25 protein-coding genes are annotated in these 24,565 nt (G+C 62.6%); 14 read left to right on the forward strand and 11 right to left on the reverse strand.

Annotation, left to right across the window (positions count from 1 at the left end):
- Positions 1 to 33 precede the first annotated feature (33 nt).
- Positions 34 to 564, reverse strand: a complete 531-nt coding sequence (gene phaR / locus SSPSH_RS11210; protein WP_006913468.1) for a polyhydroxyalkanoate synthesis repressor PhaR — start codon at positions 562 to 564, stop codon at positions 34 to 36.
- 161 nt (positions 565 to 725) lie between these two features.
- Positions 726 to 1,169: an RNA polymerase-binding protein DksA gene (dksA, locus tag SSPSH_RS11215; protein ID WP_006913469.1), complete on the reverse strand. Its 444-nt coding sequence runs from the start codon at positions 1,167 to 1,169 to the stop codon at positions 726 to 728.
- 146 nt (positions 1,170 to 1,315) lie between these two features.
- Here dksA and SSPSH_RS11220 point away from each other — a divergent pair, with 146 nt between their 5' ends.
- Complete coding sequence (locus tag SSPSH_RS11220) at positions 1,316 to 2,110, forward strand: HAD-IA family hydrolase (RefSeq protein WP_006913470.1); 795 nt, start codon at positions 1,316 to 1,318, stop codon at positions 2,108 to 2,110.
- On the opposite strand, the gene cysZ is transcribed toward SSPSH_RS11220, so the two are convergent.
- On the reverse strand, positions 2,107 to 2,874 hold the full coding sequence (gene cysZ, locus SSPSH_RS11225; RefSeq protein ID WP_006913471.1) for a sulfate transporter CysZ: 768 nt from the start codon (positions 2,872 to 2,874) through the stop codon (positions 2,107 to 2,109). The two genes, SSPSH_RS11220 and cysZ, sit on opposite strands and share 4 nt — an antisense overlap.
- A gap of 112 nt (positions 2,875 to 2,986) precedes the next feature.
- Here cysZ and SSPSH_RS19525 point away from each other — a divergent pair, with 112 nt between their 5' ends.
- Entirely contained in the window at positions 2,987 to 3,667 is a 681-nt protein-coding gene (locus tag SSPSH_RS19525; RefSeq protein WP_006913472.1) for a glycine zipper 2TM domain-containing protein, read from the forward strand.
- A 48-nt stretch (positions 3,668 to 3,715) separates the two neighbouring features.
- Here SSPSH_RS19525 and queF read toward each other — a convergent pair whose 3' ends face one another.
- The gene (gene queF / locus SSPSH_RS11235; RefSeq protein WP_006913473.1) at positions 3,716 to 4,105 is read right to left on the reverse strand and encodes a preQ(1) synthase; all 390 of its coding nucleotides are present in this window, start codon (positions 4,103 to 4,105) and stop codon (positions 3,716 to 3,718) included.
- Positions 4,106 to 4,271: 166 nt separating this feature from the next.
- On the opposite strand from queF, the gene smc reads away from it, so the two are divergent.
- The 5 genes from smc to SSPSH_RS11260 all read left to right on the forward strand — a co-directional run bounded on the left by smc (position 4,272) and on the right by SSPSH_RS11260 (position 11,687).
- Complete coding sequence (smc, locus tag SSPSH_RS11240; protein WP_006913474.1) at positions 4,272 to 7,784, forward strand: chromosome segregation protein SMC; 3,513 nt, start codon at positions 4,272 to 4,274, stop codon at positions 7,782 to 7,784.
- A gap of 34 nt (positions 7,785 to 7,818) precedes the next feature.
- A complete protein-coding gene (zipA, locus tag SSPSH_RS11245) occupies positions 7,819 to 8,706 on the forward strand; it encodes a cell division protein ZipA (RefSeq protein WP_006913475.1) in 888 nt (295 codons plus the stop codon).
- Positions 8,706 to 10,805, forward strand: a complete 2,100-nt coding sequence (gene ligA / locus SSPSH_RS11250; RefSeq protein ID WP_006913476.1) for an NAD-dependent DNA ligase LigA — start codon at positions 8,706 to 8,708, stop codon at positions 10,803 to 10,805. The genes zipA and ligA overlap by 1 nt, the downstream gene beginning before the upstream one ends.
- 97 nt (positions 10,806 to 10,902) lie before the next feature.
- On the forward strand, positions 10,903 to 11,199 hold the full coding sequence (locus SSPSH_RS11255; protein ID WP_021031710.1) for a hypothetical protein: 297 nt from the start codon (positions 10,903 to 10,905) through the stop codon (positions 11,197 to 11,199).
- 86 nt (positions 11,200 to 11,285) lie between these two features.
- Complete coding sequence (locus SSPSH_RS11260) at positions 11,286 to 11,687, forward strand: hypothetical protein (RefSeq protein WP_006913478.1); 402 nt, start codon at positions 11,286 to 11,288, stop codon at positions 11,685 to 11,687.
- Between the two features lie 69 nt (positions 11,688 to 11,756).
- Here SSPSH_RS11260 and SSPSH_RS11265 read toward each other — a convergent pair whose 3' ends face one another.
- From SSPSH_RS11265 to SSPSH_RS11275, 3 genes are all read right to left on the reverse strand, one after another.
- A complete protein-coding gene (locus SSPSH_RS11265) occupies positions 11,757 to 13,847 on the reverse strand; it encodes a TonB-dependent receptor family protein (RefSeq protein ID WP_006913479.1) in 2,091 nt (696 codons plus the stop codon).
- Between the two features lie 80 nt (positions 13,848 to 13,927).
- The gene (locus SSPSH_RS11270) at positions 13,928 to 14,194 is read right to left on the reverse strand and encodes a BolA family protein (RefSeq protein ID WP_006913480.1); all 267 of its coding nucleotides are present in this window, start codon (positions 14,192 to 14,194) and stop codon (positions 13,928 to 13,930) included.
- A 38-nt stretch (positions 14,195 to 14,232) separates the two neighbouring features.
- Positions 14,233 to 14,532, reverse strand: coding sequence for a YciI family protein (locus tag SSPSH_RS11275; protein WP_006913481.1), 300 nt, complete (start codon positions 14,530 to 14,532; stop codon positions 14,233 to 14,235).
- A 144-nt stretch (positions 14,533 to 14,676) separates the two neighbouring features.
- Between SSPSH_RS11275 and SSPSH_RS11280 the strand changes: the two genes are divergently transcribed.
- The 7 genes from SSPSH_RS11280 to SSPSH_RS11310 all read left to right on the forward strand — a co-directional run bounded on the left by SSPSH_RS11280 (position 14,677) and on the right by SSPSH_RS11310 (position 20,682).
- Positions 14,677 to 15,315, forward strand: coding sequence for an L-threonylcarbamoyladenylate synthase (locus tag SSPSH_RS11280; RefSeq protein WP_006913482.1), 639 nt, complete (start codon positions 14,677 to 14,679; stop codon positions 15,313 to 15,315).
- A gap of 111 nt (positions 15,316 to 15,426) precedes the next feature.
- Complete coding sequence (gene trpS / locus SSPSH_RS11285; RefSeq protein ID WP_040608028.1) at positions 15,427 to 16,428, forward strand: tryptophan--tRNA ligase; 1,002 nt, start codon at positions 15,427 to 15,429, stop codon at positions 16,426 to 16,428.
- Positions 16,429 to 16,453: 25 nt separating this feature from the next.
- Positions 16,454 to 17,314 (forward strand): segregation and condensation protein A, encoded by an 861-nt coding sequence (locus SSPSH_RS11290; protein ID WP_021031711.1) that lies wholly within the window; start codon positions 16,454 to 16,456, stop codon positions 17,312 to 17,314.
- Entirely contained in the window at positions 17,311 to 18,105 is a 795-nt protein-coding gene (gene scpB / locus SSPSH_RS18500; protein ID WP_006913485.1) for an SMC-Scp complex subunit ScpB, read from the forward strand. Before SSPSH_RS11290 ends, scpB begins: the two co-directional genes overlap by 4 nt.
- A 131-nt stretch (positions 18,106 to 18,236) precedes the next feature.
- On the forward strand, positions 18,237 to 19,013 hold the full coding sequence (locus SSPSH_RS11300; RefSeq protein WP_006913486.1) for a ferredoxin--NADP reductase: 777 nt from the start codon (positions 18,237 to 18,239) through the stop codon (positions 19,011 to 19,013).
- A 232-nt stretch (positions 19,014 to 19,245) separates the two neighbouring features.
- Positions 19,246 to 19,989 carry a pseudouridine synthase gene (locus SSPSH_RS11305; RefSeq protein WP_006913487.1) on the forward strand — a complete coding sequence of 248 codons (744 nt, stop codon included), beginning with the start codon at positions 19,246 to 19,248 and terminating at the stop codon, positions 19,987 to 19,989.
- Positions 19,990 to 20,682 (forward strand): endonuclease III domain-containing protein, encoded by a 693-nt coding sequence (locus SSPSH_RS11310; RefSeq protein ID WP_021031713.1) that lies wholly within the window; start codon positions 19,990 to 19,992, stop codon positions 20,680 to 20,682. It begins immediately after the preceding gene.
- Between the two features lie 337 nt (positions 20,683 to 21,019).
- Here the strand turns inward: SSPSH_RS11310 and SSPSH_RS11315 are convergent, their stop codons facing one another.
- Genes SSPSH_RS11315 through SSPSH_RS11330 form a run of 4 tightly spaced genes read right to left on the reverse strand, consistent with a single transcriptional unit; the run spans position 21,020 to position 24,529 of the window.
- Entirely contained in the window at positions 21,020 to 21,772 is a 753-nt protein-coding gene (locus tag SSPSH_RS11315; protein WP_006913489.1) for an SDR family NAD(P)-dependent oxidoreductase, read from the reverse strand.
- A 20-nt stretch (positions 21,773 to 21,792) separates the two neighbouring features.
- Positions 21,793 to 22,494: an HAD family hydrolase gene (locus SSPSH_RS11320; RefSeq protein ID WP_006913490.1), complete on the reverse strand. Its 702-nt coding sequence runs from the start codon at positions 22,492 to 22,494 to the stop codon at positions 21,793 to 21,795.
- The gene (ubiG, locus tag SSPSH_RS11325; protein WP_006913491.1) at positions 22,491 to 23,201 is read right to left on the reverse strand and encodes a bifunctional 2-polyprenyl-6-hydroxyphenol methylase/3-demethylubiquinol 3-O-methyltransferase UbiG; all 711 of its coding nucleotides are present in this window, start codon (positions 23,199 to 23,201) and stop codon (positions 22,491 to 22,493) included. The genes SSPSH_RS11320 and ubiG overlap by 4 nt, the downstream gene beginning before the upstream one ends.
- On the reverse strand, positions 23,198 to 24,529 hold the full coding sequence (locus SSPSH_RS11330; protein WP_006913492.1) for a TRZ/ATZ family hydrolase: 1,332 nt from the start codon (positions 24,527 to 24,529) through the stop codon (positions 23,198 to 23,200). The genes ubiG and SSPSH_RS11330 overlap by 4 nt, the downstream gene beginning before the upstream one ends.
- Between the last annotated feature and the right edge of the window lie 36 nt (positions 24,530 to 24,565).

The following is a 24,565-nucleotide window of genomic DNA, read 5'->3' on the forward strand; positions in this document are numbered from 1 at the left end:
AGTATCCTTTCTGCAAAAAATCGGGTTGCGTTTCTATTGGCCCGATTGCTTGTCTTGATCACTGTTATCGGCATCGGATTCGATAACTTGCGCGCTCGCATCATCTTTTTCTTTGCGCTTGAGGTTGGCCAGGAATTCGCGCCGTACGGTGCGCCAGATCGGAACCTGATACTGGGACAACTCTCGCAGGGCGGTCAGCGGGTTGTTCACATCCAGCAGTCGGCGCATACGATCCTTGAACTGCTGCTGCTGTTCGCTGAAGAACTCCAACGACAGTTCGAGATAGGAACTCACCGTGCTCTGCATGGAGTCGCCGTAGAAACGGATGATGTTACGCAACACCTCCGTGCGAAAGATCGGGTCGCCGCCTTCTTCCTGTTCACTGATGACCTGCAGAAGAATGCTGCGCGTGATGTCGTCGCCACTGCGCTTGTCGATCACCGTGAAATGCTCGCCCCGAATCACCAGCTGGCGGATATTTTCCAGCGTGATGTAGCGGCTGACCTCGGTATCGTAGAGTCGCCGGTTCGGATACTTCTTGATGATGCGCGTGTTCTCACTCATCCCGTGGCCCCGTCATACAAAGAAATAGCGCGGCGCGCAGCTTGCTGCATCGCGGCAATACGATTGTGCCAGATCGGCCGGCGCAAACGTAGGGCGTTGAGTCGGCGGCAATAAAAACGCCCGCGCGAGGCGGGCGTTTTGGGCCGGTGAAGTGTGCGCGTTCAGCGACCGAGCTGGCGCTCGCGAATTTCGTCCAGGCTCTTGCAGTCCACGCACAGCGTCGCTGTGGGACGCGCTTCCAGGCGCCGAATACCGATTTCCGTACCGCAGGTATCGCAGAACCCGTATTCGTCGCGGTCAACTCGTGCTATGCCTTGATCGATCTTGCGAATAAGTTTTCGCTCACGATCACGGGTGCGCAGTTCGAGGCTGAACTCCGATTCCTGGCTCGCACGATCGGTCGGGTCCGGGAAGTTCGCCGCCTCGTCCTTCATGTGATGCATGGTGCGATCGACTTCTTCCATGAGCTCCCGTTTCCAGTTCATCAGGATATGGCGGAAGTGATCGCGCTGCGCCTCATTCATATACTCTTCACCCTCTTTCGGGGTGTAAGGCGTAAATTGCTGAGGCGCCTCGAGTTTCGATTGTTTTTGAGTTGCAGCCATGCGGCCCTCGGGTCAGATAACAGCGCGTACGTTTAGCATGGTCAAGTACGTTCGTGCAACGGTTTTCTTAACGTGCGTGCGATTCTGGCATGGTTCTGGCAAACTTGCGGCTCCCGCAAACTCCCGCCGTCTCCGGCTTTTTGTCCATGACGCTTGGCGCGCTGCTTTTTGATGTCGACGGCACTCTGGCCGATACGGAACCCGAGGGCCACCTGCCGGCCTACAACCGGGCGTTCAAGGAATATGGTCTGGATTGGCGCTGGACCAAAAAGCTCTACCGCAAGCTGCTTTTGATCTCGGGCGGGCGAGAGCGCATCAATCACTATCTCGACAGCTACGAGCCCGAGCTCGGACCCAACGACGAACGCGTGCGTGAAGATCGCGATAGCTGGGTTGCCGAGCTGCATCAGAGCAAGTCCCGATACTTCCGTGATCGCCTGCGCAAGGGCCGGGTGCCGCTTCGCGCAGGCGTGGCCCGGCTGATTCGCGAAGCCGGCGAGTCCGGCTTGCGTATCGCGATCGTCACCAATGCGACCCGGGCCACCCTCGAGCCGTTTCTGGCCTATGCGCTCGGAGACGAACTGTTGTCGTATATCGAATTGACCGTCTGCGGTGATGAGGTGGACAACAAAAAGCCGGCGCCGGACGTGTATCGCATGGCCTGTGAACGGCTTGGCTGCGACCCGGGCGAATGTATCGCTATCGAAGATTCGAATGCGGGTGTGCGGGCCGCGCACGGGGCGCAGGTGCCGGCGCTGGTCACCGTCAACGCCGATACGCGCGATCAGGTGTTCGATAGCGCCAGTGCGGTGCTGGATTCGCTGGGCGAGCCGGATCTGCCGGTGACCATTCTCAAGTCGCCAGGGTTCGATTTCGACTACGTCAATCTGGACGTGTTGCGCCGTATCAACAACGAAGCCGCGCCTGCTTCGGCGGATTAGGGCCGAGGTTTGACGGGCGCCGTGTCGCTCGGGTGACATTCGAGATAGAGCAGCGTCGCACCGACCACCGCTGCCGGCATGACGACGAGATTGGCCAGCGGCAGCGCCGTCATGAATGTCACCAGGCTGCCAAAGCCCAGATGGCGCCAGCGTCGTTCACGCATGCGCAGTATCTTGTCGTCAAAGCGCAGTCCGCGGTTGGCCATCGGCTGATCGAGATACTCGAACGAGAGCATGAACGCACCGAACACGAACCATAGCGGCGCGATGGCCAGATTGGCGCCCGGAATGAAGAACAGCGCCAGGCTGACGATGGCCAGCATGAGTGCTCGTGCGAAGTAATAGCGCAATCGACGTAATTCCCCGAACAGTCCGTCGGCCATTTCTCGCGCCAGGCTCATGCCCGACTCCGGCGCGGCTCCAGTCACAAGGCGCTCGACCTGCGCCGATAGCAGGCCGTTGAAGGGGCTGGCGATGAGGTTGGCCAAAAGAGTAAAGACGTAACAGAACGCCAGACTTGCCAATAGCACACCGACCCACCAGAGCAGCGTTTCCAGCCAGGCCAGCCAGTTCGGCAGGCCGGACAGCCATGCATCGAGCCAGCTGTCGAGCTGCCAGCCGAGCAGCGATACGAGTGCGGTGATCAAAACGATATTGATCAGGATCGGAATCACCACGTAGCGGCGTAGCGATGGCTCACGCAGCATGCGAAAGCCCCGTAGCAGGTAGGCCGGGCCGGCGCTGAATTCGGTGATCGGATTCATCGTGCGTTCGGGTAGTTTGAATAGAATTCGGCGTATTGATCTGGCCGGCGTATTCAAACGAAGTGCCGCGCCGCTTTCGATCGTGAGTGTAGAACAACCCAGGGGAATGCCCATGAACAACCCGCGCTTGCAATGGTTTGCCGCGCTACTGTGCTGTGTCGCGTTGGCTTTGAGCGCTTGCTCCCAAGACAACGGCGAGCAGGCCCAGGCACAACTGCAGGAAGCCAACGCCGAACTCGAAGCCGCACAGGCCAAGGTTGAGGCTGCCCAGAAGGCGCAGGCACAAGCCGAAGCGCGCGAAGAAAAGGCAGCGGCCGAAAAGCAGGTCGCCGAAGCCAAGTCCGAACAACGCGAAGCCGCGCAGCAGCAGATGCAAGCCGCGAAGAAGTCGGACACGGCCACCCAGCAAGCCCGCGCCGATGCCCGTGAAGAGGCTAAAACCAACGAGCAGCCGGTCTGCAGCGATTGCGGCACCGTCAGTTCGATTACGCCTGTCACCACCAACGGTGATCCGAGCTTGATCGGCAGTGTTGCCGGCGGTGTGGCAGGTGCCGTGGTCGGCAGCCAGATCGGTAGCGGTTCGGGCAAGACAATTGCCCAGATCGCCGGCACGGTCGGCGGCGTGTTCGCGGGCCGCGAGGTCGAAAAGCGCGTCAAGCGCAAAACGATTTATCAGGTGGCCGTGGCAATGGACGCGGGCGGCTCGCGCAGCGTGAATGTCGATACGGCCGACAGCATCAGCCCCGGCACGCGTGTGCGCGTTCAGGGCAACAGCCTGATTCTCATGCGCTAGGCAAAAGGCCCATGCCCGGTCGCTGCACGGCCGGGCATGGGCGTCGACTTACGGCAGATGGACCGGCGTGCCGGGATGCCAGTTATCGGCGCGATGATCGACGATCACGGTGGTATCGATACCGCCGCGCATCCAGAATTCGGCGCGCAGGCGCATGAAGCGCGGCTGGGTCGCCGCGACCAGATCCGCGAGAATCCGATTCGTGACCGCTTCATGAAAGGCGCCTTCATCGCGGAACGACCAGACATACAGCTTGAGCGATTTCAGCTCGACACAGCTCGCCTCCGGCACATATTCGAGATACAGCGTGGCAAAGTCGGGCTGGCCGGTCTTCGGGCACAGGCAGGTGAATTCCGGAATACGCATACGGATCGTGTAATCGCGCTCCGGCGTCGGGTTGGGAAACGTTTCGAGATCGCGGCTCGGTTGGGTCGACATCGGCTCTCCGTGAACTACACGCTTTTAGTCGCAATTTAGCCCGCTAGGTTACACTAGCGGGCTTTGCGTTCGCCCATCAGCCGGAGGCCGATTTGCGCCGCCGTATTCCACAACGCGACGAAATCGTACGTCGACGCGGCCAGCGCGCGAGTCAGGTGCGCCGCTCATGCGTCTGACCTCGATCCGGCTGGCCGGTTTCAAGTCGTTCGTCGACCCAGCAACGCTCGCGCTGAACTCCAACCTCACCGGTGTGGTCGGGCCCAACGGCTGTGGTAAATCCAACGTAATCGACGCGGTACGCTGGGTCACGGGCGAATCGAGCGCGCGCCAGCTGCGTGGCGAGGCGCTGGAAGACGTCATTTTCAACGGCTCCAAGGCACGCAAGCCGGTTGGCCGCGCGTCGGTCGAACTCAAGTTCGACAACAGCGATGCCACGCTCACCGGGCAGTACGGCGCTTTCAGCGAAATATCGGTCAAGCGCGAACTTTCACGTGATGGCGGCTCGCGCTACTACATCAACGGTACGAAATCGCGCCGACGTGATGTGATCGATCTGTTTTTGGGTACCGGTCTAGGCGGGCGCAGCAATTACGCGGTGATCGAGCAGGGTGCGGTCAATCGACTGATCGAAGCCAAGCCCGAAGACATGCGTCAGGTGCTCGAAGAAGCGGCCGGTATTTCCAAGTACAAGGAACGCCGGCGCGAGACCGAAAACCGGATGCGCCACACGCGTGAGAATCTCGACCGCCTCAACGATCTGATCGGCGAAGTCACTCAACGTCTGGGCGTACTCAAGCGTCAGGCTGCCAACGCCGAAAAATACAAACAGTTCAAGGCCGAAGAACGGCGCCTGCGGGCCGAATTACTCGCCTTGCGCTGGGCCGCTGAAAACGAAAAGGTGGAAGTCGCCGAAGGGCGTTTGCGCGCAAGCGAACATGAATTGCGCGAAGCGATCTCCACCCAGCGCAGCGCGCAGCAGGCGCGCGCAGCCGAAGCCGAAAGCCAGCAGAAGGCCATGGGCGCGGTGCAGACACAACAAGCCGCGTTCTACGACGCCCAGGCGCAGGCATCGCGTATCGCCCAGGCGTTGGCGCATGCCAAGGAAATGCGCGAGTTGCGCGAGCGCGAGCGCGACGAACTGGTCGAACGCCGTGACGCCTTGGCGAAACGCATTGCTGAAGACGAACACGCCGAGCACGACACTGTATCGGCGGCCGAAGCGATCGCAACCGAACACGACGAGGCGCAGCGCGCACTGACGCAGGCGCGCGAGGCGCTCGATGGCGCCGAAAAGGCCGCTCGCGAGGCGGAGTCCGCTTGGGACGCACATAACAGCGCTGAGCAGAACCCGGTTCAGCAGCTTGACGCCGAACGTCGGCGCGCACGCTATGCGGAAGAACGTGTCCAGCAGCTCGGCGCCCGGCGCGACAAGCGCCGCGGCGAACGCGACAAGCTCGATGATGAAGATACCGGTGATCTGGCGGCCGGCGCCCGCGATATTGAAAGCCGGGCCGGTCAGCTCGCCGAAGACGAAAAAACGGCTGCAAACCAGGCCGAATCCGACGACGCATTGCGTGCCGCGATCAACGACGCCGAGGCCGATGTAGAAGCACGCCGTACCCAGCTGGGTGAAACGCGTGCGCGCCTCGCTTCGGAGCGCCAGCTCCAGCAGTCCGTACTGCGCGAAGACGATGCCACGCTGGCCCAGTGGCTGGCCGATAATGCCCAAACCGAAGCCGCCGGTGTCGCGCGGCGCGTGAAAGTGCGTGGACCCTGGCAAACCGCGGCGGAGGCGGTGCTGGGTCCCTGGCTGCGCGGTTTCGTGGTCGAGCGTTTACCGGCGCTGGCGGGCGATTGGCCGAGTGAGTCGCTCACGCTGGTTGAATCCGGGCCGGCGGATCCGGTCGGCGCAGCGCGCGGGCCCGCCGATACGCCGAGCCTGGCCGAAGGCATCGAAGCGCCGGCGGTGATCGCGGCTTTGGCTGCGCGCGTGTTCGTTGTCGACGATCTGGCGGCTGCGCTCGAGTACCGCCATGAACTCACCGAAGATCAGCGTTTCGTTACGCTCGATGGCTGTTGTATCGGTCCGCACAGCCTTGTCACCCCGGCTGCGGGTTCGGCCGAGCAAGGCGTGCTCGAGCGCGAACAGCGTATCGAAACTCTGGCCGTCCAGATCGACGCCGAACAGGCCGAGCTGGACAGCCTGCAGGAGACGCTTGATGGCCAGCGCGAACAGCGCGACGAACGCCGTGAACAAAGGCGCGCGCTCGAACAGCGCATCGCCCAGGCACGGCGTGAACTCGAAGCCGCCCGCGCCGAACAACAGGGGCGCGAAATCCGCGCAGAACAGCTGGCGCGCCGTCGTAAGGAACTCGATAACGAACTCGCCGATCTCGAAAACCAGATCACAGAAGCGGCAGGCGAATTCGAGCGTCTGAGCGCCCAGGTCACCGCGCTTGAAGACAAAGCCGAAGCGTTCAGCGCGGCTCGGCGCGAGGCCCAGGCACAGCTGGCCGAAAGCCGGGCCGCGCGGGATGCCGCGCGTAAAGCCTATGCGCAGGCCGAGCGTGCGTTGCGCGAGATCGAAACGCGCAGCGAACAAAACCGCAGTCGCGCCGAGTCGATCGCCCAGCGTCTGGCGGATACGCGCGATGCCCGTTCGGATGTCGAAACCCGTCTGGCCGGTTTCGACGACGACTCGGCAGCGAGCGACAAAGAGGCCACACCGGCGCCGGATGAAAGTGAGCACGAACAGGCGCTCGAAGCGCAACATCGCGCCGAGCGCGAGCTGCGCGCCGCGCGCGAGTCGCTCAAGGCCAGCGAAAAAGCCCTCGACGAGGCTTCACAGCGGCAGATGCAGGCCGAGCAGGGCGTCGAGACGGCGCGCGAAGGTCTGCAACAGGCCAAGATCGATGTCGAAACCACCCGCGTACGGCGTGCCGGCATCGCCGAACAGATCGAAGAGCTGGGCGAAACACCGGCCGCGCTCGTGGCGAACCTCGAAGACGGGGCGACGATTGAAACCCGTACTGCGGCGATTGAAACGATCGAGCGCAAGATCCAGCGGCTGGGCGCGATCAATCTCGCCGCGATCGAGGAATACGACGCCGAGGCCGAGCGCGAGCGCTACCTGGGCGAGCAGCATGCCGATCTGAGCGAAGCGCTGGAAACGCTGGAGACGGCGATCGCGCGCATCGATCGTGAAACCCGCGCGCGCTTCAAGGCAACCTACGAACAGGTCAATGAACGCTTTGCCGGCATGTTCCCGGAATTGTTCGGTGGCGGCGAGGCTGCACTCGAACTCACCGAGGACGATTGGCTGGTGACCGGCATTCGCGTCATGGCGCGCCCACCCGGCAAACGCAACGCCTCGATCCAGATGTTGTCGGGCGGGGAGAAAGCGTTGACCGCGGTTGCGCTATTATTCGCCCTATTCGAACTCAACCCGGCACCGTTTTGTATGCTGGACGAGATCGATGCGCCGCTCGACGATGCCAACGTGTCGCGTTTTTGCGAACTCGTGCGGCGTATGTCGGCACAGGTTCAGTTCATCGTGATTACGCACAATAAGCTGACGATGTCGCTCGCCGAGCAATTGCACGGCGTGACCATGGCCGAGCCGGGTGTTTCCCGGCTGGTCAGCGTCGATATCGATCAGGCCCTCGACATGGCCGGCTGAGCCGGCGCCACGCAACTCATCAATACAAGCGCCTATGTCTATCGTGCAATGGCTTCTACTCGTTCTCCTGATCGCCGTGGTTGGCGGTGCCTATTGGTACATGCGCCGTCAGGCGGGCAATGACCCCTGGCAGGGTATGGACGATGCGCCCACAGTCGGCGACGACAGCGATGAAGCGGTCGACCGCGGGGAAGCGCTCGGCGGCGACTCTTATATCGTCGGGGTGCGCACGCTGTCGAAGAACACACCGGCCAGCCGGCGCGCCGCGGGCAAGGCCGACGCGCCGCTCGACGACGGCGACTACGACACCATCGGCGAAGACGGCGTTGAAGCGTCCTGGACTGCGTACAAAAAGCGTGGCGCCGAGCCCAAGCCATTGCCGGAAGAACAGGCTGCGGCACAGCGCAAGGCCGAGAGCGCAGCGGCGCAGTCCAGCGGTAGCGAGCGAGTCGAGAACATGCGCGCTCAGAGCGCACCGCCCGGTGGCGAACAGGAAGTGTTTCTTTTGCACGTCGCCGCGCCCGCGGGACAGATGTTCGACGGGCCGGACGTCCATGCCGCGATGCAGTCGCAGGACCTCAAGTTCGGCCTCAACGATCAGTTTCATCGGGTGACCGAAACCCACGGCGTGCCGGAATCCGTGTTCGCGGTGGCCAATATGCTCAAACCGGGCACGCTCGACCCGGTTGATCAGGATCACCTGCATACGCCCGGTCTAGTGCTGTTTACCGTCGTACCCGGGCCGATCGAGGGCGCGGTCGCGCTGCGCGACATGATGGAAACCGCCAACGGCCTGGCTCAGGCGCTCGGCGGCGAAGTGCTCGACGACAAGCGTGCGTTGCTCAAGGCTCAGACCGCGCAATACATGCTAGACCAGGTCGCCGATATCGACCGACGGGCCAAGATCGCCAAGCGCCGGTAGTGGCAGCGAACAGCACGACAACACAACGTGCCGAGCAGCTTGCCGAACAACTGCGCGAGCACAGCCGGGCCTACTATGTTCACGACGAGCCGACCATATCGGACGCTGAGTACGACCGGCTGTTTCGTGAACTGCAGGAGATCGAGGCTGAGCACCCGGAACTGATCACGCCCGATTCGCCGACGCAGCGTGTGGGCGCGCCCCCCTCGGACAAGTTCGAGTCCGTCGATCACGCCACGCCCATGCTCTCGCTGGGCAACTGTTTCGACGACAACGAACTCGCGGAATTCGACCGCCGGGCGCGCGAGGCGGTCGATGGCGGCGAACTCGCGTATTGCGCCGAGCCCAAGTTCGACGGCACCGCGCTCAACCTGCGCTATGAGAACGGCGTACTGGTGCGCGCCACGACCCGCGGCGACGGAGTGACCGGCGAAGACATTACGCCCAACGCACGCACGATTCGTAATCTGCCGTTGCGTCTGGCGGGCCAAAACGTGCCGGATTTCATCGAAATCCGCGGCGAAGTGGTGCTCGCGCGTTCGCGTTTCGAGGCGCTCAATGCGCGCCTGGAGGGCGAAGGCCATAAACCGTTCGTGAACCCGCGCAACGCCGCGTCCGGCAGCCTTCGTCAGCTCGATTCGAAGATCACCGCGCGCCGGCCGCTCGCCTTTATGGGCTACGGCATCGGCCGTGTCGATGGCATGACCTTGGCCTCGAGTCTGTACGAACAGTTGCAACAGCTGCAGGCCTGGGGCTTTCAGATCAGCCAATATGTCGATCGCGTACAGGGGTTGGAAGGCTGCAAGGCTTACTACGAGGCCATGGCTGAACGCCGCGCGAATCTGGATATCGAAATCGATGGCTGTGTATTCAAGGTCGACAATGCCGCCGTGCGTGACGAACTCGGGTTCGTCGCACGCGCGCCGCGCTGGGCGATTGCACGCAAGTTTCCGGCCGAAGAGACGACCACGCGTCTGAACGCGGTGGAATTCCAGGTCGGGCGCACCGGCGCGCTTACGCCGGTCGCCAAACTGGAGCCGGTGTTTGTCGGCGGCGTAACCGTTTCCAACGCGTCGTTGCACAACATGGACGAGGTCGAGCGCAAGGATATACGTATCGGCGATATGGTCGTCGTGCGTCGGGCCGGCGATGTCATTCCCGAGATAAAAGAAGTCGCCCGTCGCGGTGAGAATGCCCGCGAGATCGAGCTGCCCGGGGAATGCCCGGTCTGTGGCTCGGCGGTCGAGCGCATCGAAGGCGAGGCCGTGGCCCGGTGTACCGGTGGCCTGGTCTGTGCCGCACAGCGGCGCGAGGCACTCAAGCATTTTTCGTCGCGCCGTGCGCTGGATATCGAGGGGTTGGGCGATCGCCAGATTGAAGCCTTCGTGGATGAAGGCCTGCTCGCATCGCCGGCCGATATCTTTGCCTTGCACGAACATCGCGATGCGCTGGTGGCGCGTGAGGGCTATGGCGAGAAATCGGTCGCCAACCTGTTGAGTTCGATCGAGTCGAGCAAGCAGACGACGCTTGAGCGTTTCATCTTTGCGCTGGGCATTCGCGAAGTCGGCGAAACGATGGCCCGCGACCTGGCCCGCCATTTCGGCACGCTCGACAATCTGCGCGCCGAGGCCGGCGCCTATCTGGTGCGCTTAGACCAGGCCGATCAGGCGCATCCGGACAATCGCGCGGCACGCGATCGTATGCTCAGCGCAGAAGGGTTGCAGGCGGTGCCCGGTGTGGGCGCGCGGGTCGCGCACTGCATTGCGGACTTCTTCAGCGAGCAGCGCAATCTCGACGTGATCGATGCGCTCATTGAAGCGGGCGTGACCTGGGAAACGGTCGACACCGACGATACGCCGCAGCCGCTGGCCGGTCAGACGTTCGTGCTTACCGGCAGTATGGATAGCCTGACGCGCGATGAAGCCAAAGCGCGTATCGAAGCGCGCGGTGGGCGCGTCACCTCGAGCGTATCCAAGAAAACGGATTATGTGGTGGCCGGCGACAGCCCAGGCAGCAAGCGCGACAAGGCCGAAAAACTGGGCGTTACCTTGCTCGACGAGGTCGCGTTTCTGGCGCTGCTCGCTGACACCGGGAATTGAGCAAACCCGTGGTTTGCCGCGCGCCGGTGCCGGCTTAATATTCGTATCGATCATTCCACGATGGCCATCGGCCGCCGCGCCGCACAAGGAACCCGCCATGCCGCTGCCTGTTTTCAAACGTGTTGCCCTTATCACCGTGGGCGCTGTGGCACTTTCCGGCTGCAGCACCTTGTTCGTATCCCCCAGCGACAGCCGCTGTGCGCGTGATCTGGCCGAAGTCGAACGCGCAGCGGCCGCCGCGCGTCAGGCTCTGGCCGAAGGGGTCGATGCCGAACAGCGCCAGCCCATGCTCGATCTGCTGGTGGACGCTGCCGATCAGGCGCGCGCAAGCTGTGGTTATGAAAAACCGGATACGCCGTCGTCGCAGCGCGCACGCCAGCCCAAGGCCGGCTAGCGCTCATCGTCGCACGCTTGTACGCGACCACGGCAGCGCTTACGCTTAGCCGCCGTTTGTTTATTCGTTCACACAGGTAGAATCTCGTGGCGCTTAGCTGGCTTGAAGTCACCACCGATGAAGTACAGTCCAAACTCGGCGCGAACGAGCGCCTGGCCGAACGGCGTGCCACGATCGAGAAGCAGGCCCGCGAGACGGTGAAGTCTCTGGTCGAACCGGCGTTTCGAGAAGCGGCCGAGGCCGACGGCTGGGAATACTTCGAACAATCGCATACGGAATGGTCGGTCGTGCGCTGCGGGATCCATAGCCCGGGCGAGGTCGGCCGTGACCCGAGCGTGGCTTTTCGCATTGCCGAGTTCGATGCCTACCAGCCGCTGGTGATTCTGCGTCGCAAGGCCGAAGGCGCGGCCGCACAGCCCAGCGCCGAGATCGTGAAACTCGACAAGCTGGATGCGGCGACGCTCGACCGGTTTCTTACCGACAGCTGATTGGTCGTATTCGACAGTTTGCTGAGTGTCGGTGTGGCGTTGCCCGGTTAACCCGGGCCTGTACCGCGATTAAAGCTCGTAGGCCAGGCCGGTATAGAACGTGCGATCCGGTGCAGGCTCGTAATAGCGCCCGCCAAATGCGTTGATCCGGATATTGTCGAAATAGACCTCGTCGAACATGTTGTCGATGCCGAAATAGACGGTGAGGTTATCGTCGCCGGCATCGATGGTCTTGCCCACCCGGCCGTTGAATATCCAGGCGTTGTCGATCTTGGCGGTATTGGCGTTGTCGGCATAGAACGAGCCGGCGTAGCGCATGTCGAGCGTGGCATAACCGACATCGGAATCGCGCCATGCGACTTCCGCGAACAGGCGTTCCTCGGGCAGGCCGGGGATGGCATTGCCCGCGTAGTCGACGCCGCCGTCGTCGACGAATTCACGATATTCGTAGTCGGCGAGCGTATAGGCGGCCATCGCCGATAGCTCGTCGTTCACGGCGTATTCCAGTTTTGCTTCCAGACCCTGGCGGCGCGATTTGCCGGAGTTCTGATAGAAATCGCGTCGGCCATCGTCGTTGAAGACAACGAGCTCGTCGCGTACGTCGATCCAGAACGCGCTGATCTGGTAGCGCGTGCGGTTGCCGATCTCGCCCTTGGCGCCGATTTCGTATTGCACGGCTTTCTGCGGGTCGAGTTCGCTGTTGAAACCGCCATTGCCGGCCGGATCGGCGAATTCGGTGAACGTGGGGGATTCGAACGCGTTCGCGACGTTGGCATAGACGCGCTGGCGTTCGGCCCAGGCATAACTCAAACCGGCATTGGCCGAAACCTCGTGGTAGGTGCGTGAGCCGGAGTCGTTCGGATCGGTCGCGGTCACGAACGCGTCGTCGATATCGAAATCGAGATAGTCGTAGCGTAGGCCGGTGGTGAGTTCCAGATCGGAACTGATCGAGAACACGTTCTGGGCGAACACGCCGATGCTGGTGGCCTGCTGGTCTTCGTCCAGGCCGAGTGCACCTTTATCGCCGGCGATGTTGTCGTAGCGGGTACGCGCATCCCGCTGAATCTGGGCATCGATACCGGCCACGATCTGGTTTTCGTGGCCGAATAACGTGTCGAAACGCGTGGTCTGCACGCCACCACCGAAAAAGTCGCGCTCATAAGCCACCACGCCGGCGTCTTCGAAGGGCAGGAACTGGATGAAATCGCGGTGGCTATAGAACAGGTTGGCCTGATAACTCTGGTTCTGGGCGAGCTGGTCTTCATACACCAGCCCGATGGTTTGCTGCTCGGCGGACTGGCGCGCATCAAACGCCAGGTTGGCATCGCGGGCCGAGCGTCGGTCGGATTGTGCCTGTTCCAGCGTCACGCCGCCCGGATCGAGCGTATCCGGCGCATCGAGTACGCGGGTAATCAGGCGTAGCGTGCCGGTGGTGCCCACGCGGCGTTCGAGCTTGCCGGTAAGCTGTTGTTTCTTGACCTCGCTATGGGCGCGATAGCCTTCGATATCGAGTTGCGAAGCCGTCAGTGCATAGCCCCAGTCGCCGCGTTCGTGCGCGGTTGCGGCTTCGATACGCCGATAACCGTGGCTGCCCACGGTCAGCTCGCCGCGATCCACTGGCCCGCTCGCCGGTGTCGTCGTGGTGATATCCACCACGCCGCCAGTCGCATTACCGTAAAGCGCTGAAAACGGCCCGCGAATAACTTCCAGGCGTTCGACCGCGCCGAGATCGATCGTATCGGTCTGGGCCTGACCGTCGGCCAGCGTTTCGGGAATACCGTCGACCAGTACCTTGACGCCGCGTACGCCAAACGCCGAGCGAGCGCCGAAGCCGCGGATCGAGATGCGCAGGTTCTGGGCGAAGTTACTGCCGTTGTTGGCATAGACGCCCGGCGTGCGGTTGAGCGCGGCATCGAGTTGCGCCTTGGCGCGTCCCTGCTGAATATCGCGCGCCTCGGTCACATCGACCGCGGCGGGCGAGGTCAGCACCTCGGTGGTCAGGCGCAGGCTCTGCACTTCGATCGGTGCCAGCGATTCGAGCGTATCGAGGCCATCGTCACCTTCGGGTGCGTCGGCCATGTTCTGAGCATAGGCGGGTAGCCCGAGGGCCAGAGCAACAGCAAATGCCACCGAGGTATGCCGGTACGGGCGACGGTTCATGTTTTCGTTCCCCTGAAACGCTCTGGCGTTCGTTTTTGTTTTATGGGTGCGTGCCTGCCCGCTAGCGTCAGTCGCGCCGGCTATTCCTCCGGGGCAAGCGCGCGAATCGATACAGCATGAATATCGGTGTGCATCAGCGTGCCCAGCGCTTCGTAAACGAGCTTGTGACGCTCGATCGGCGAAGTGCCGGTAAAACGCGGTGACCGGATCGTGACATGAAAATGACCCAGCCCGCTTTTTGCGCCGGCGTGGCCGGCATGAAGATGGCTATCGTCGCGAATGGCGATGTCTTGCGTGTCCAGCCCTTGTTCGAGTGCCGCGCGAATCCGCGGGATACGATCACTCATTCTTGAATATCCTGTCTTGTGCGCGGGTTGAGCGCGGCTTAGAACACCTTCTTGTAGGGATAGACCGTGCTTTCCATATATACGCCTTCGGCGTTGTATGGATCGACCTTGGCCCATGCCCGCGCATCGTCGAGGCTGTCGAACGCGGCAATGATGATGCTGCCCTGAAAACCGTCGCTGACCTTGCCGTAAGCATCGACACGCGGCATCGGGCCGGCGGTGAGCAGGCGCCCCGCCTGGTCGAGTTCTTCGAGACGGGCGCGGTGTTCGTCTACCGCTTTTTTACGGCCGTCACTGCTGTCAGCCACATCGAAAGACACGATCGCGAAATAATCCATGAGTGTTGTCCTGACCTGGGTTTGAAATACGCATGCGTTGTCACGCCACGCCAATAGCGTGCAGTGTGCCGCATCTCGGCGGCAATCGGCCATGGGCCAGAAAAAAACCTGCCGCGCCATCGACGTAGCCGATATAATGCCCGCATGGCTGACATCGTTCACGTACACGCCGAAACCCCCCAGCCACGTCGCATAGGCCAAGTGGCCGATGCGCTGCGCGCGGGGCGGGTGATCGCCTATCCCACCGACTCCTCCTATGGTCTGGCCTGTGCGATGGGCGACAAGAATGCGATCGATCGTATCCGCCAGATGCGCGGCTTCGGGCGCGATCATTTCTTCACACTCGTGTGTCGCGATCTGTCCGAGATCTCGACCTACGCCAAGGTCGAAAACACGAGCTTTCGCCTGCTCAAGGCGGCGACGCCCGGTGCCTACACCTTCGTGCTGCCAGCCTCCAAAGTGGTCCCGAACTGGCTCGCCCATCCCAAGCGCAAGACGATCGGTATTCGTGTGCCGGCGCATCCGGTCGCGCGCGCGATCGCTGAAGCGATGGACGAGCCGATCATGTCGGTGACCGCGCAGCTTCCCGACGCCGAAATACCGTTGTCGGAAGCCTTCGACGTACGTGAAGCCTTCGACAAGCAGCTCGATATCATCGTCGACGGCGGCGCGACAGGCGTGGAGCCGACCACGGTGGTGGATCTGACCACTGCGGTTCCGCAGATTCTGCGCCCCGGCAAGGGCAGCGCCGAAGCCCTCGGCCTGGATCCGGTAGACGCCTGAGCATCCACCCGATCCGGCGGCGGTCCAAAGCGAGCGCGTGCTTGCGTATACTCGCGCCTTTGATAAGTCAGTGTCGACTGAACTGCCAAGAGGCCGCGTGTGAGTTCCGAGATCGCCAAACCCATCGTTCTGTCCGGTATCCAGCCATCCGGTGAGCTGACGCTCGGCAACTATATCGGCGCGCTCAAGCACTGGGTGGCCATGCAGGACACCCACGACTGCCTGTTTGCGCTGGTCGATATGCATGCCATCACCGTGCGCCAGGATCCGACCGCACTGCGCGAGCGCTGTCATGAGTTTCTGTGCCTGTATCTGGCCGCGGGTATCGATCCCGAGCGCGCGACCATGTTCGTGCAGTCGCACGTGCCCGCGCACGCGCAGTTGGCCTGGCTTTTGAACTGTCATACGTCGATGGGCGAGCTCAATCGCATGACGCAGTTCAAGGACAAGTCCGCCAAGAACGTCGACAACATCAACGCCGGGCTGTTCGATTACCCCGTGCTGATGGCGGCGGATATCCTGCTTTATCAAACTGATGCCGTGCCCGTGGGCAACGACCAGAAGCAGCATCTGGAGCTGGCCCGCAATCTGGCCGAGCGCTTCAATGCCCGCACCGGCGAAGATCTGTTTACCGTGCCCGAACCGATTATCCCGGAAGTCGGCGCACGTATCATGAGTCTGGGCGACCCGACGGCGAAAATGTCCAAGTCCGACGACGTCGAGGCCAACGTCATCAAGCTGCTCGACGAGCCCAAGCGCGTGATCAAGAAGATCAAACGCGCGGTTACCGATTCCGATGGTGATATCCGATTTGATGAAGCCGAAAAACCGGGCGTGTCGAATCTGCTCTCGATCTATTCGGCGGTGACCGATGAATCCATCGCCGATCTGGAAAACCGCTATGCCGGTCAAGGCTATGGCGCGCTCAAGGGCGATCTCGCCGATGCCGTGGTGGCGTTTCTGGAACCGCTGCAGCAACGCTACGCTGAATACCGTGAAGATACGGCCGGCCTTGATGCCTTGCTCGCCCGCGGTGCCGCCGCGGCGCGCCAACGCGCCGAACCCACGCTGGAACGTGCCTTCGCGCTGACCGGTTTCCTGCCGTCGGCATGAGCGCGGGCGAACAACGCATGCGTCCATGAGCGCGACCGTCGAAGAACACGAGCGCGAATCAGCAGCGGTAAACGAGTCGCTGGGCGCGATCCGTGTCGGCGGCGAGCCGATGCAGGCGCTACCGGAGGATCTGTATATCCCGCCGGATGCGCTGCGGGTGTTTCTCGAAACCTTCGAAGGACCGCTCGATCTGCTGCTGTATCTGATTCGCAAGCAGAATCTGGATATCCTTGACATCCCCGTACATACGATAGCCCACCAGTACATGACCTATATCGAGGTCATGCAGGAAATGGCGATCGAATTGGCCGGCGAATACCTGCTCATGGCGGCCATGCTGGCCGAAATCAAATCGCGCATGCTTTTGCCCAAGCCGACCGAAGAGGAAGACGAGGGCGAAGACCCGCGCGCCGAACTGGTACGCCGCCTGCAGGAATACGAACAGTTCAAGCAGGCAGCAGAGCAGCTGGACGCCTTGCCGCGCAGCGGGCGCGATATCACGCCCGTTCAGCACGGCCCGGAGCGCCTGCATATCGAGCGCCCGCAGCCGGAAACCGATCTCGGCGCGCTGCTGCACGCGCTGCACGATGTGCTGACCCGTGCCGAGCTGTTCACCGAACACAAGATCGAACGCGAGCCGCTATCGGTGCGCGAACACATGAGCCGTATTCTCGAACGCCTGGGCAGTGGCCAGTCCTTTGCCTTCGTGGCGTTGGTGGAGACCAGCGAAGGCCGTCTCGGCGTGGTGGTTTCGTTTCTGGCGATCCTCGAGCTTGCTCGCGAAGCGCTGATTGCGATCGAGCAGAGCGAACCCTATGCGCCGGTCGCGTTGCGTCTGGCCGTCCATCCGACCGAATGCACACCGACGAAGAACGACGCCCCGTGAGTCACGACGAACCGACGCCACCCGAAATCGACGATCACGCCGACGCGCCCGAAGCCCAGGCGAACGAGCCGGTGCTCGCCGAATCCGTGTTGCGCTGTATCGAAGCGCTGCTCATGGCCGCCGACGCGCCGCTGTCAGTGGATCAAATCGTGCGACTTCTGGAAACCACCCATGCGCTCGAACGCGCTGATGTGCGCACGGGGCTGGATGCGCTGCAAGCGCGCTATATCGACAGCGCGATGGATCTGGTCGAAGTCGCCAGTGGCTGGCGTTTTCAGGTCGGCGCTGATTATTCGGCGCTGGTATCGCGGCTCTGGGAAGAGCGCCCGCCGAAGCTCTCGCGTGCCATGCTCGAAACGCTGGCGCTGATCTGCTACCGCCAACCGATCGCACGGTCGGATATCGAAGCCGTGCGCGGTGTGTCGGTGTCGTCGAATATCGTCAAAACATTGCAGGAATTCGGCTGGATCAAGGTGGTGGGTTATCGCGATATGCCCGGTCGGCCGGCGTTGTTCGGCACCACGCCGCAATTTCTGGATGACTTCGGCGTGGCACGCCTGGCTGATCTGCCCAGCCTGCCGGAAATTCAGGATCTCGATGCGCTCGATGCCGCGCTCGCGCGTTTGCAGGGCGACGAGAACACATCGAACAAATCCGATGACGACGAATCGGCAAGCGACGGCGCGGGCAACGACGACGATGCGCTGCCCGCAGCCGTTGATGAGGCGGACTCGACCGCGGCCGGCGATGATGCAGGTCAAAACAACGAGACACCGCGTTCGTCAGACTGACGGTACCGACGGGCGCTGTCGGGTTGGAATCGGCTGCGATGCGCCCATTGTCTCGACAGCATTTGTTCGAAGCCACCGGATCGCGATCGACCGCGACGATGGCCTGATTCAAGTACGGAAACACCCAGACCATGGCTGCATTGAACTCTGAACGCGTACTCAGCGTGCATCACTGGAACGATTCGCTGTTCAGTTTTACTACCACGCGCGATCGTGCGCTGCGTTTCGAGAACGGCCAGTTCGTGATGATCGGCCTGCAGCAGGAAAAAAAGCCGCTGCTGCGTGCCTACAGCATTGTGTCGCCCAACTATGAAGAGCATCTCGAGTTCTTCAGCATCAAGGTCCCCGACGGGCCGCTCACCTCGCAGTTGCAGCACCTCAAAGAGGGCGACGAACTGCTGGTGAGCCGCAAGCCCACCGGCACGCTGCTGATCAGCGATCTGCATCCGGGCCGCAATCTCTATCTCATGTCCACCGGTACCGGACTGGCGCCGTTTCTGTCGATCGTGCGCGATCCGGCCACCTACGAACGCTTCGAGCGCGTGATCGTGCTCCACGGCGTGCGGCACGAAAACGATCTTGCTTATCGCGAACTGCTCTCCGAGACGCTGCCGAACGACGACATGCTCGGCGAGATGATTCGCGCGCAGATGCTTTATTACCCGATCGTCAGTCGGGAGCCATTCGTTCATCAGGGGCGTGTGACCACGCTGCTCGATAACGGCCAGGTCGGCGCCGATCTGGGCCTCGATGCGCTCGACCCCGCGCACGACCGTGTGATGATCTGCGGCAGCCCGGGCATGCTCGCCGACTCGGCCGCGCTGCTCGATGCGCGCGGTTTCGAAGTATCGCCGCATATCGGCGCGCCCGGCGACTACGTCATCGAACGCGCCTTCGTCGAGAAATAGACCGTTAATGCGATAAAGGCGAACATTTCGGGTCGCTTGCCGCTGAAAAGTAGCAGCAGTTTTTACGCGTCAGGCAGCCTAATCTGCCTGTCGCGCCGCAGTTGAGGTCGAAACGACGCGCCGAGTACGCGATATGACGCTAGCAAGTCTGCACCCACAGCTGAATACCGCAGAGCTTGAACCGGGCGGTTAAACTAGCGAGCTCGTTGCCCGGCGCCCCACAGGAACTCCCATGCCCGAACGTCTACAGAAGCTGCTCGCGAGCGCCGGCTACGGCTCGCGCCGTCAGCTCGAACAGGTCATCGAAGCGGGGCGTATCCGTATCAACAACAAGGTGGCCACGCTCGGTGACAAGGCCGACGCGCGCGACGAAATCCGCATGGATGGCAAGCGCCTGAATCTGGACGAGCGCTTGAATACGCGTACCCGCGTGCTGGCTTACAAAAAGCATGTCGATCAGGTCGTGACCCGCAAGGATCCGGAAGGCCGGCCGACCATCTTCAAGAGCCTGCCCAAGATCAAGGCGGGGCGCTGGCTGGCGATCGGCCGGCTGGACGTAAATACCTCGGGTCTGCTGCTGGTCACCACCGACGGCGAGCTCAAGCGCCGACTCGAGCATCCCAGCTACGAGATCGTGCGCAGCTATGCGGTGCGCGTACGCGGTGAAGTCGACGAAGCCATGATCCAGCGGCTGCTTGAAGGTGTCGAACTCGAGGACGGCGTGGCCCGTTTCGATTCGATTCGCGTGGCCGATGATGCGCACAAGTCCAACCGCTGGTTCGAAGTGACGGTGCGCCAGGGGCGCAATCGCGTCGTGCGCCGGCTGTGGGCCTCGCAGGGTGTGACCGTGTCGCGGCTCATGCGGATCGGCTTCGGCCCAGTCGCTTTGCCGGGCGGCGTGAAAGCCGGTGGCTGGCGTGAACTGGACCGCAAGGAAGTGCGCGAACTCGCCGCGCTCGTCGACCTGCAGCGGTAGGTGGCGGATACCGAGCCCACAGCGTCCGGGCTGCGCGAATTTCATGATCGACTGGGTCAAGCCTACGGGCCGCAGCGTTGGTGGCCGGTTCAGGATGCTGACAACCCGCGCTTCGAGATTCTGGTGGGCGCGGTGCTCACCCAGCATACGGCCTGGACGAACGTGGAAATCGCGATCGCCGGATTGCGCAAGGCGGGGCCGCTCACGGCCGAAGCACTACTGGCCCACGATGATCTGCCAGCGCTGATTCGCCGCGCGGGGCCGCATAACATCAAGGCCAAACGACTGCGCGCGCTATGCGCGTGGTTCGTCGAACAAGGCGGCTTCGAGGGGTTGCAGACACGCGACAGCGACACCCTGCGCCGCGAGCTGCTGGCGCTGCACGGCATTGGCCATGAAACCGCAGACGTGATCCTGCTCTATGCGTTCCAGCGCCCGGCGTTCGTCGCCGATGCGTATGCCTTTCGCATCATGGAGCGCTATGGCTGGGCGCGCGGCACGCGCAACTACGAGCGCATGCGCCGATCGATTGAAGCTGTCGGCCCCGAGGACGACGCGCCCTTTTACGACGAGTTGCATGCGTTGATCGTGGCCCATGCGAAACAGCGTTGCCACAAGCGCGAGCCGGACTGTGCATGCTGTGTACTCAATGATTGCTGCGATCACGGGCGAGGCTGGGTCGCAGCCCGCTGATCACCGCCGAAATGCTCTACATGAGCCGCTTAGGTTGGGGACGCCGCAGGCCGTAAGCCCGCATGGAACCGCAGGCATTGCCGGTTCAAGCCATGAGCCTTTTCGCACTCACGAGTTTGTCGGACCTCTTGTCTCGCACGGCAGTGCGAAACCCCAAGCCTGCATTCGCCTGAGCGTTGATCCAGCTTCATGGACTGGCTTAGGCCAAAGACCGTAGGTCTGCCTGAAGCGGTCGCTTTCGCCCGGTCAGACCATAAAGGCTGAATCGCCGCCGCGAATCACGTCCGTGTTGCATGCTCGGCACGAATTGTGACGACAGGTGGCGACCGCCCATCGATTATGCTGCGATCGGCTGTCCGTCCGCGCCGACGATCTGGCCGGTCGTGCCGCGCGCGGCGGCCGACAGCAGATGCACGTAAGTGTCGGCAATGGTTTCCGGCGGCTGGGCCGCGAGGTCTTCGGTCGGGAACGCCTTGGCGCGTAGCGGTGTCTGGCGCGGACCGGGGTCGATACCGTTGAAGCGCAGCCGATCGGTTTGTTCGTGCTCGATGGCAAACATCTTCACCAGCGAGCTAAGTCCGGCCTTGCTCACGCCGTAGGCACCCCAGAACGCCTTGGGGGTCGCGGCGGCCTCGTCGAGCGTGAACACCACCGAGGCATCCTCCACGGATTGCAGCAGGGGCAGGCAGATCTGGGTGAGGGTAAAGGCAGCCGTCAGATTGATATGCATGATCCGCTGCCAGCCATCGACGGGATGCGTGGCCAGGGGCATGAGCCCGTCGAAGCGAGCGGCCAGATGGACCAGGCCGTCGAGATGCCCGCAATCGGCAGCAATGCCGTCGACCAGACGCTGGTAGTCGTCTTCGCCGGCGCGGGTGACGTCGAGCGGAAACAGCGCGGGCTCCGGGCTGCCATCGGCAACGATGGCATCGAACACGGGCGTAAGCGTGCGCTCGCGCCGGCCCAGCAGTACGCACTCGGCGCCGGCCGCGGCCACCGCGCGCGCCACGACGGCGCCCAGGCCGCCGCCCGCGCCGGTAATGAGAATCACGCGGTCGGCCAGCGGTTTGGAATCGGAAGGTACAGTCATTGAGCGTGGGTCGTTCGGTTTCAGGTCGGGTGGGCGCCGGCGACGGCCTGGGCATCGAGTTGTTCGAGGGCGGCCGGCAGGCCGGCTACGCTATCGATTACCACGTCAGCCTGCCAGCCGTGGATATCGTCGCCCGGCGGAATATAGCCGTAGGCCACGCCAATGGTCGCCATGCCGGCAACACGGCCGGCTTCGATATCGCGATCCGAATCGCCGATATAGACACAGCGGGCCGGTTCGATGCCGATGCGTTCGCAGGCCAGATACATGGGCGCCGGATCGGGTTTGGCCACGCCGGCGCTGTCGCCGCCGATAACGCAGCCCGGCGGCGGGTCGAAGTTCATATGATCCATCAGCGGCAGCGCGAGGGCTTCCATCTTGTTGGTGACCACACCCCAGGCCAGGCCGCTGTCAGCGAGTCGGCGCACGAATTCGCGCATGCCGTCGAACGGCTGCGTGTCGCGCGTCATGCGCTGGCGGTAGGTTTCGATAAACAGATCGTAGCTGGCGCGATAGTCGGCGTCATCGGGCCTTAGGTCGAGGCCCTTGCTGAGCATGCCGCGCCCGCCGAACGAGCACATCGGTGCCAGCTCGTGTAGCGGCATCGCTTCTAGACCGCGGGCGATGCGCATATCGTTGATCGCGCCGGCCAGATCCGGTGCGGTATCGAGCAGGGTGCCGTCGAGATCGAACAGCACCGCATCGAAGGCCTGTAACTTCATGCGTGGCTCGCGGCGGGTTTGCGTGCGTGCAGGAAGTAGTTCACATCCGGGCGCTGCGTGAGCGAGGCGCGACGGGTGAGCGGGTTGTAGTGCATACCGGCAATCTCGGCGATTTCCAGCTGCGAGCGCCGACACCAGGCGCCCAGCTCCGACGGACGAATCAGCTTGTTGTATTCGTGGGTGCCACGCGGCAGCAGCCCGAGCACGTACTCGGCGCCGCCGATCGCCAGCAGCCAAGCCTTGGCGCTGCGGTTGATGGTGGAGAAGAATAGATCGCCGCCGGGGGCGGTGAGCATGGCGCAGTCGTCGACCACATAGGCCGGCGTATCGACATGTTCGAGCATTTCGTAGCAGACGACGATGTCGAAGGCGCCGGGCAATTCGCGCATCAGGTCGCGGCTGGAGACACAGCGATAGTCGATATCCAGCTCACTTTGTTCGGCATGCGCCTTGGCGGCTTCGATGAGTTCGGGCGCCAGATCCAGTCCGGTCACCTTGGCACCGCGGCGGGCCAGCGCTTCCGAGAGAATACCGGCGCCACAGCCCACGTCGAGCACGCGCTTGCCGGCCAGCGACGCGCGTCGGTCGATGAAATCCGTGCGCAGCGGGTTGATATCGTGCAGCGGGCGCATTTCGCCCGAGGCGTCCCACCAGTGTTCGGCGAGACGGCCGAATTTCGCCAGTTCGGCGTTCTGATCGCTTGTCATGAGGCGTCCTTTGAATGGGCAGCGAGCTTGTGTTGCCAGGCGATAGCACGAGCCTTGATATCCGCTTCGTCGATTGTGGTGAGCTGGCGGTCGGCGAGCAGGCGCTGGCCGGCGACCCAGGTATCGCTAACCTGTTCGCGGATCACGTTGTAGACGAGCGCGGCAATCGGATCGAAGACGGGCTGGGTTTCGAGCGCGTCGAGATCGATGGCGCACAGGTCGGCCATCTTGCCGGGCTCGATCGAGCCAGTGGTATCGGCAATGCCGAGCGCTTCGGCGCCGCCCAGGGTGGCCATGCGCAGCACCGTATCGGCGCTGACCGCGCCCGCGTCGTCGGCGGCGACCTTGCCGATGAAGGCGGCGGTACGCATCTCGCCGATCATGTCGAGATCGTTGTTCGAGGCCGCGCCGTCGGTGCCGAGCGCGACATTGATACCGGCATCGATGAGCCGCTGTACCGGACACAGTCCGCTGGCCAGCTTGAGATTGGATTCGGGCGAATGCAGCACGTGTACGCCGTTACGTGCGCACAGCGTGATCTCGTCGTCGGTGAGCCGGGTCATGTGGACCGCGAGAAAGTTCGGTGTCAGCAGACCCAGGTCGTCGAGGCGTGCGAGCGGGCGCTGGCCGTGCTTTTCCTGGGCATCGGCGACTTCGAAAGCGGTCTCGTGCACGTGCATGTGCACACGCAGATCCATTTCGTCGGCATAGGTCCGAATCTTTTTCAGTGGCGCATCGGAGACGGTATAGGGCGCATGCGGTGCAAACACGGTCGAAATCCGATCATGCCCGCGCCAGGCATCGCGCAGTGCCAGGCCTTTTTCCAGATACTCGTCGGCGTTGGCGGCCCAGACGGTGGGGAAGTCGATCACGATCATGCCCACGGTTGCACGCATGCCGGCGGCTTCCACGCGCTCGGCGACCACATCCGCGAAGAAATACATATCGTTGAAGCAGGTCGTGCCGCCACGCAGCATTTCGGCCATGGCCAGATCGGTGCCGTCGGCCACGAATTCGGGCGACATGAATTCGCTTTCCACCGGCCAGATATATTCCGTCAGCCACGGCATGAGCGGCAGATCGTCGGCAATGCCGCGCATGAGGTTCATCGCGGCATGGGTGTGGGTATTGATCAGCCCGGGAATGAGCAGGTGCGTGTCGCGATCGATGACTTCACTGGCATCAAAGCGCGTGCAGGCTTCTTCGCTGGGCAGAACCGCTTCGATCATGCCGTGATGAATGGCCACGGCATGGTTTTCCAGCAGCCGTGAACCGCCGCTAATCGGGGCGACCCAGCGGGCATGAATAAGGGTATCGATCTGGCGCATGAAAACGGGCGATCAGTGGGGAGCGCGAACGCCCGC

Origin of the sequence: Salinisphaera shabanensis E1L3A (genome assembly GCF_000215955.2) — a bacterium.
Taxonomy (GTDB): Bacteria; Pseudomonadota; Gammaproteobacteria; order Nevskiales; family Salinisphaeraceae; genus Salinisphaera; species Salinisphaera shabanensis.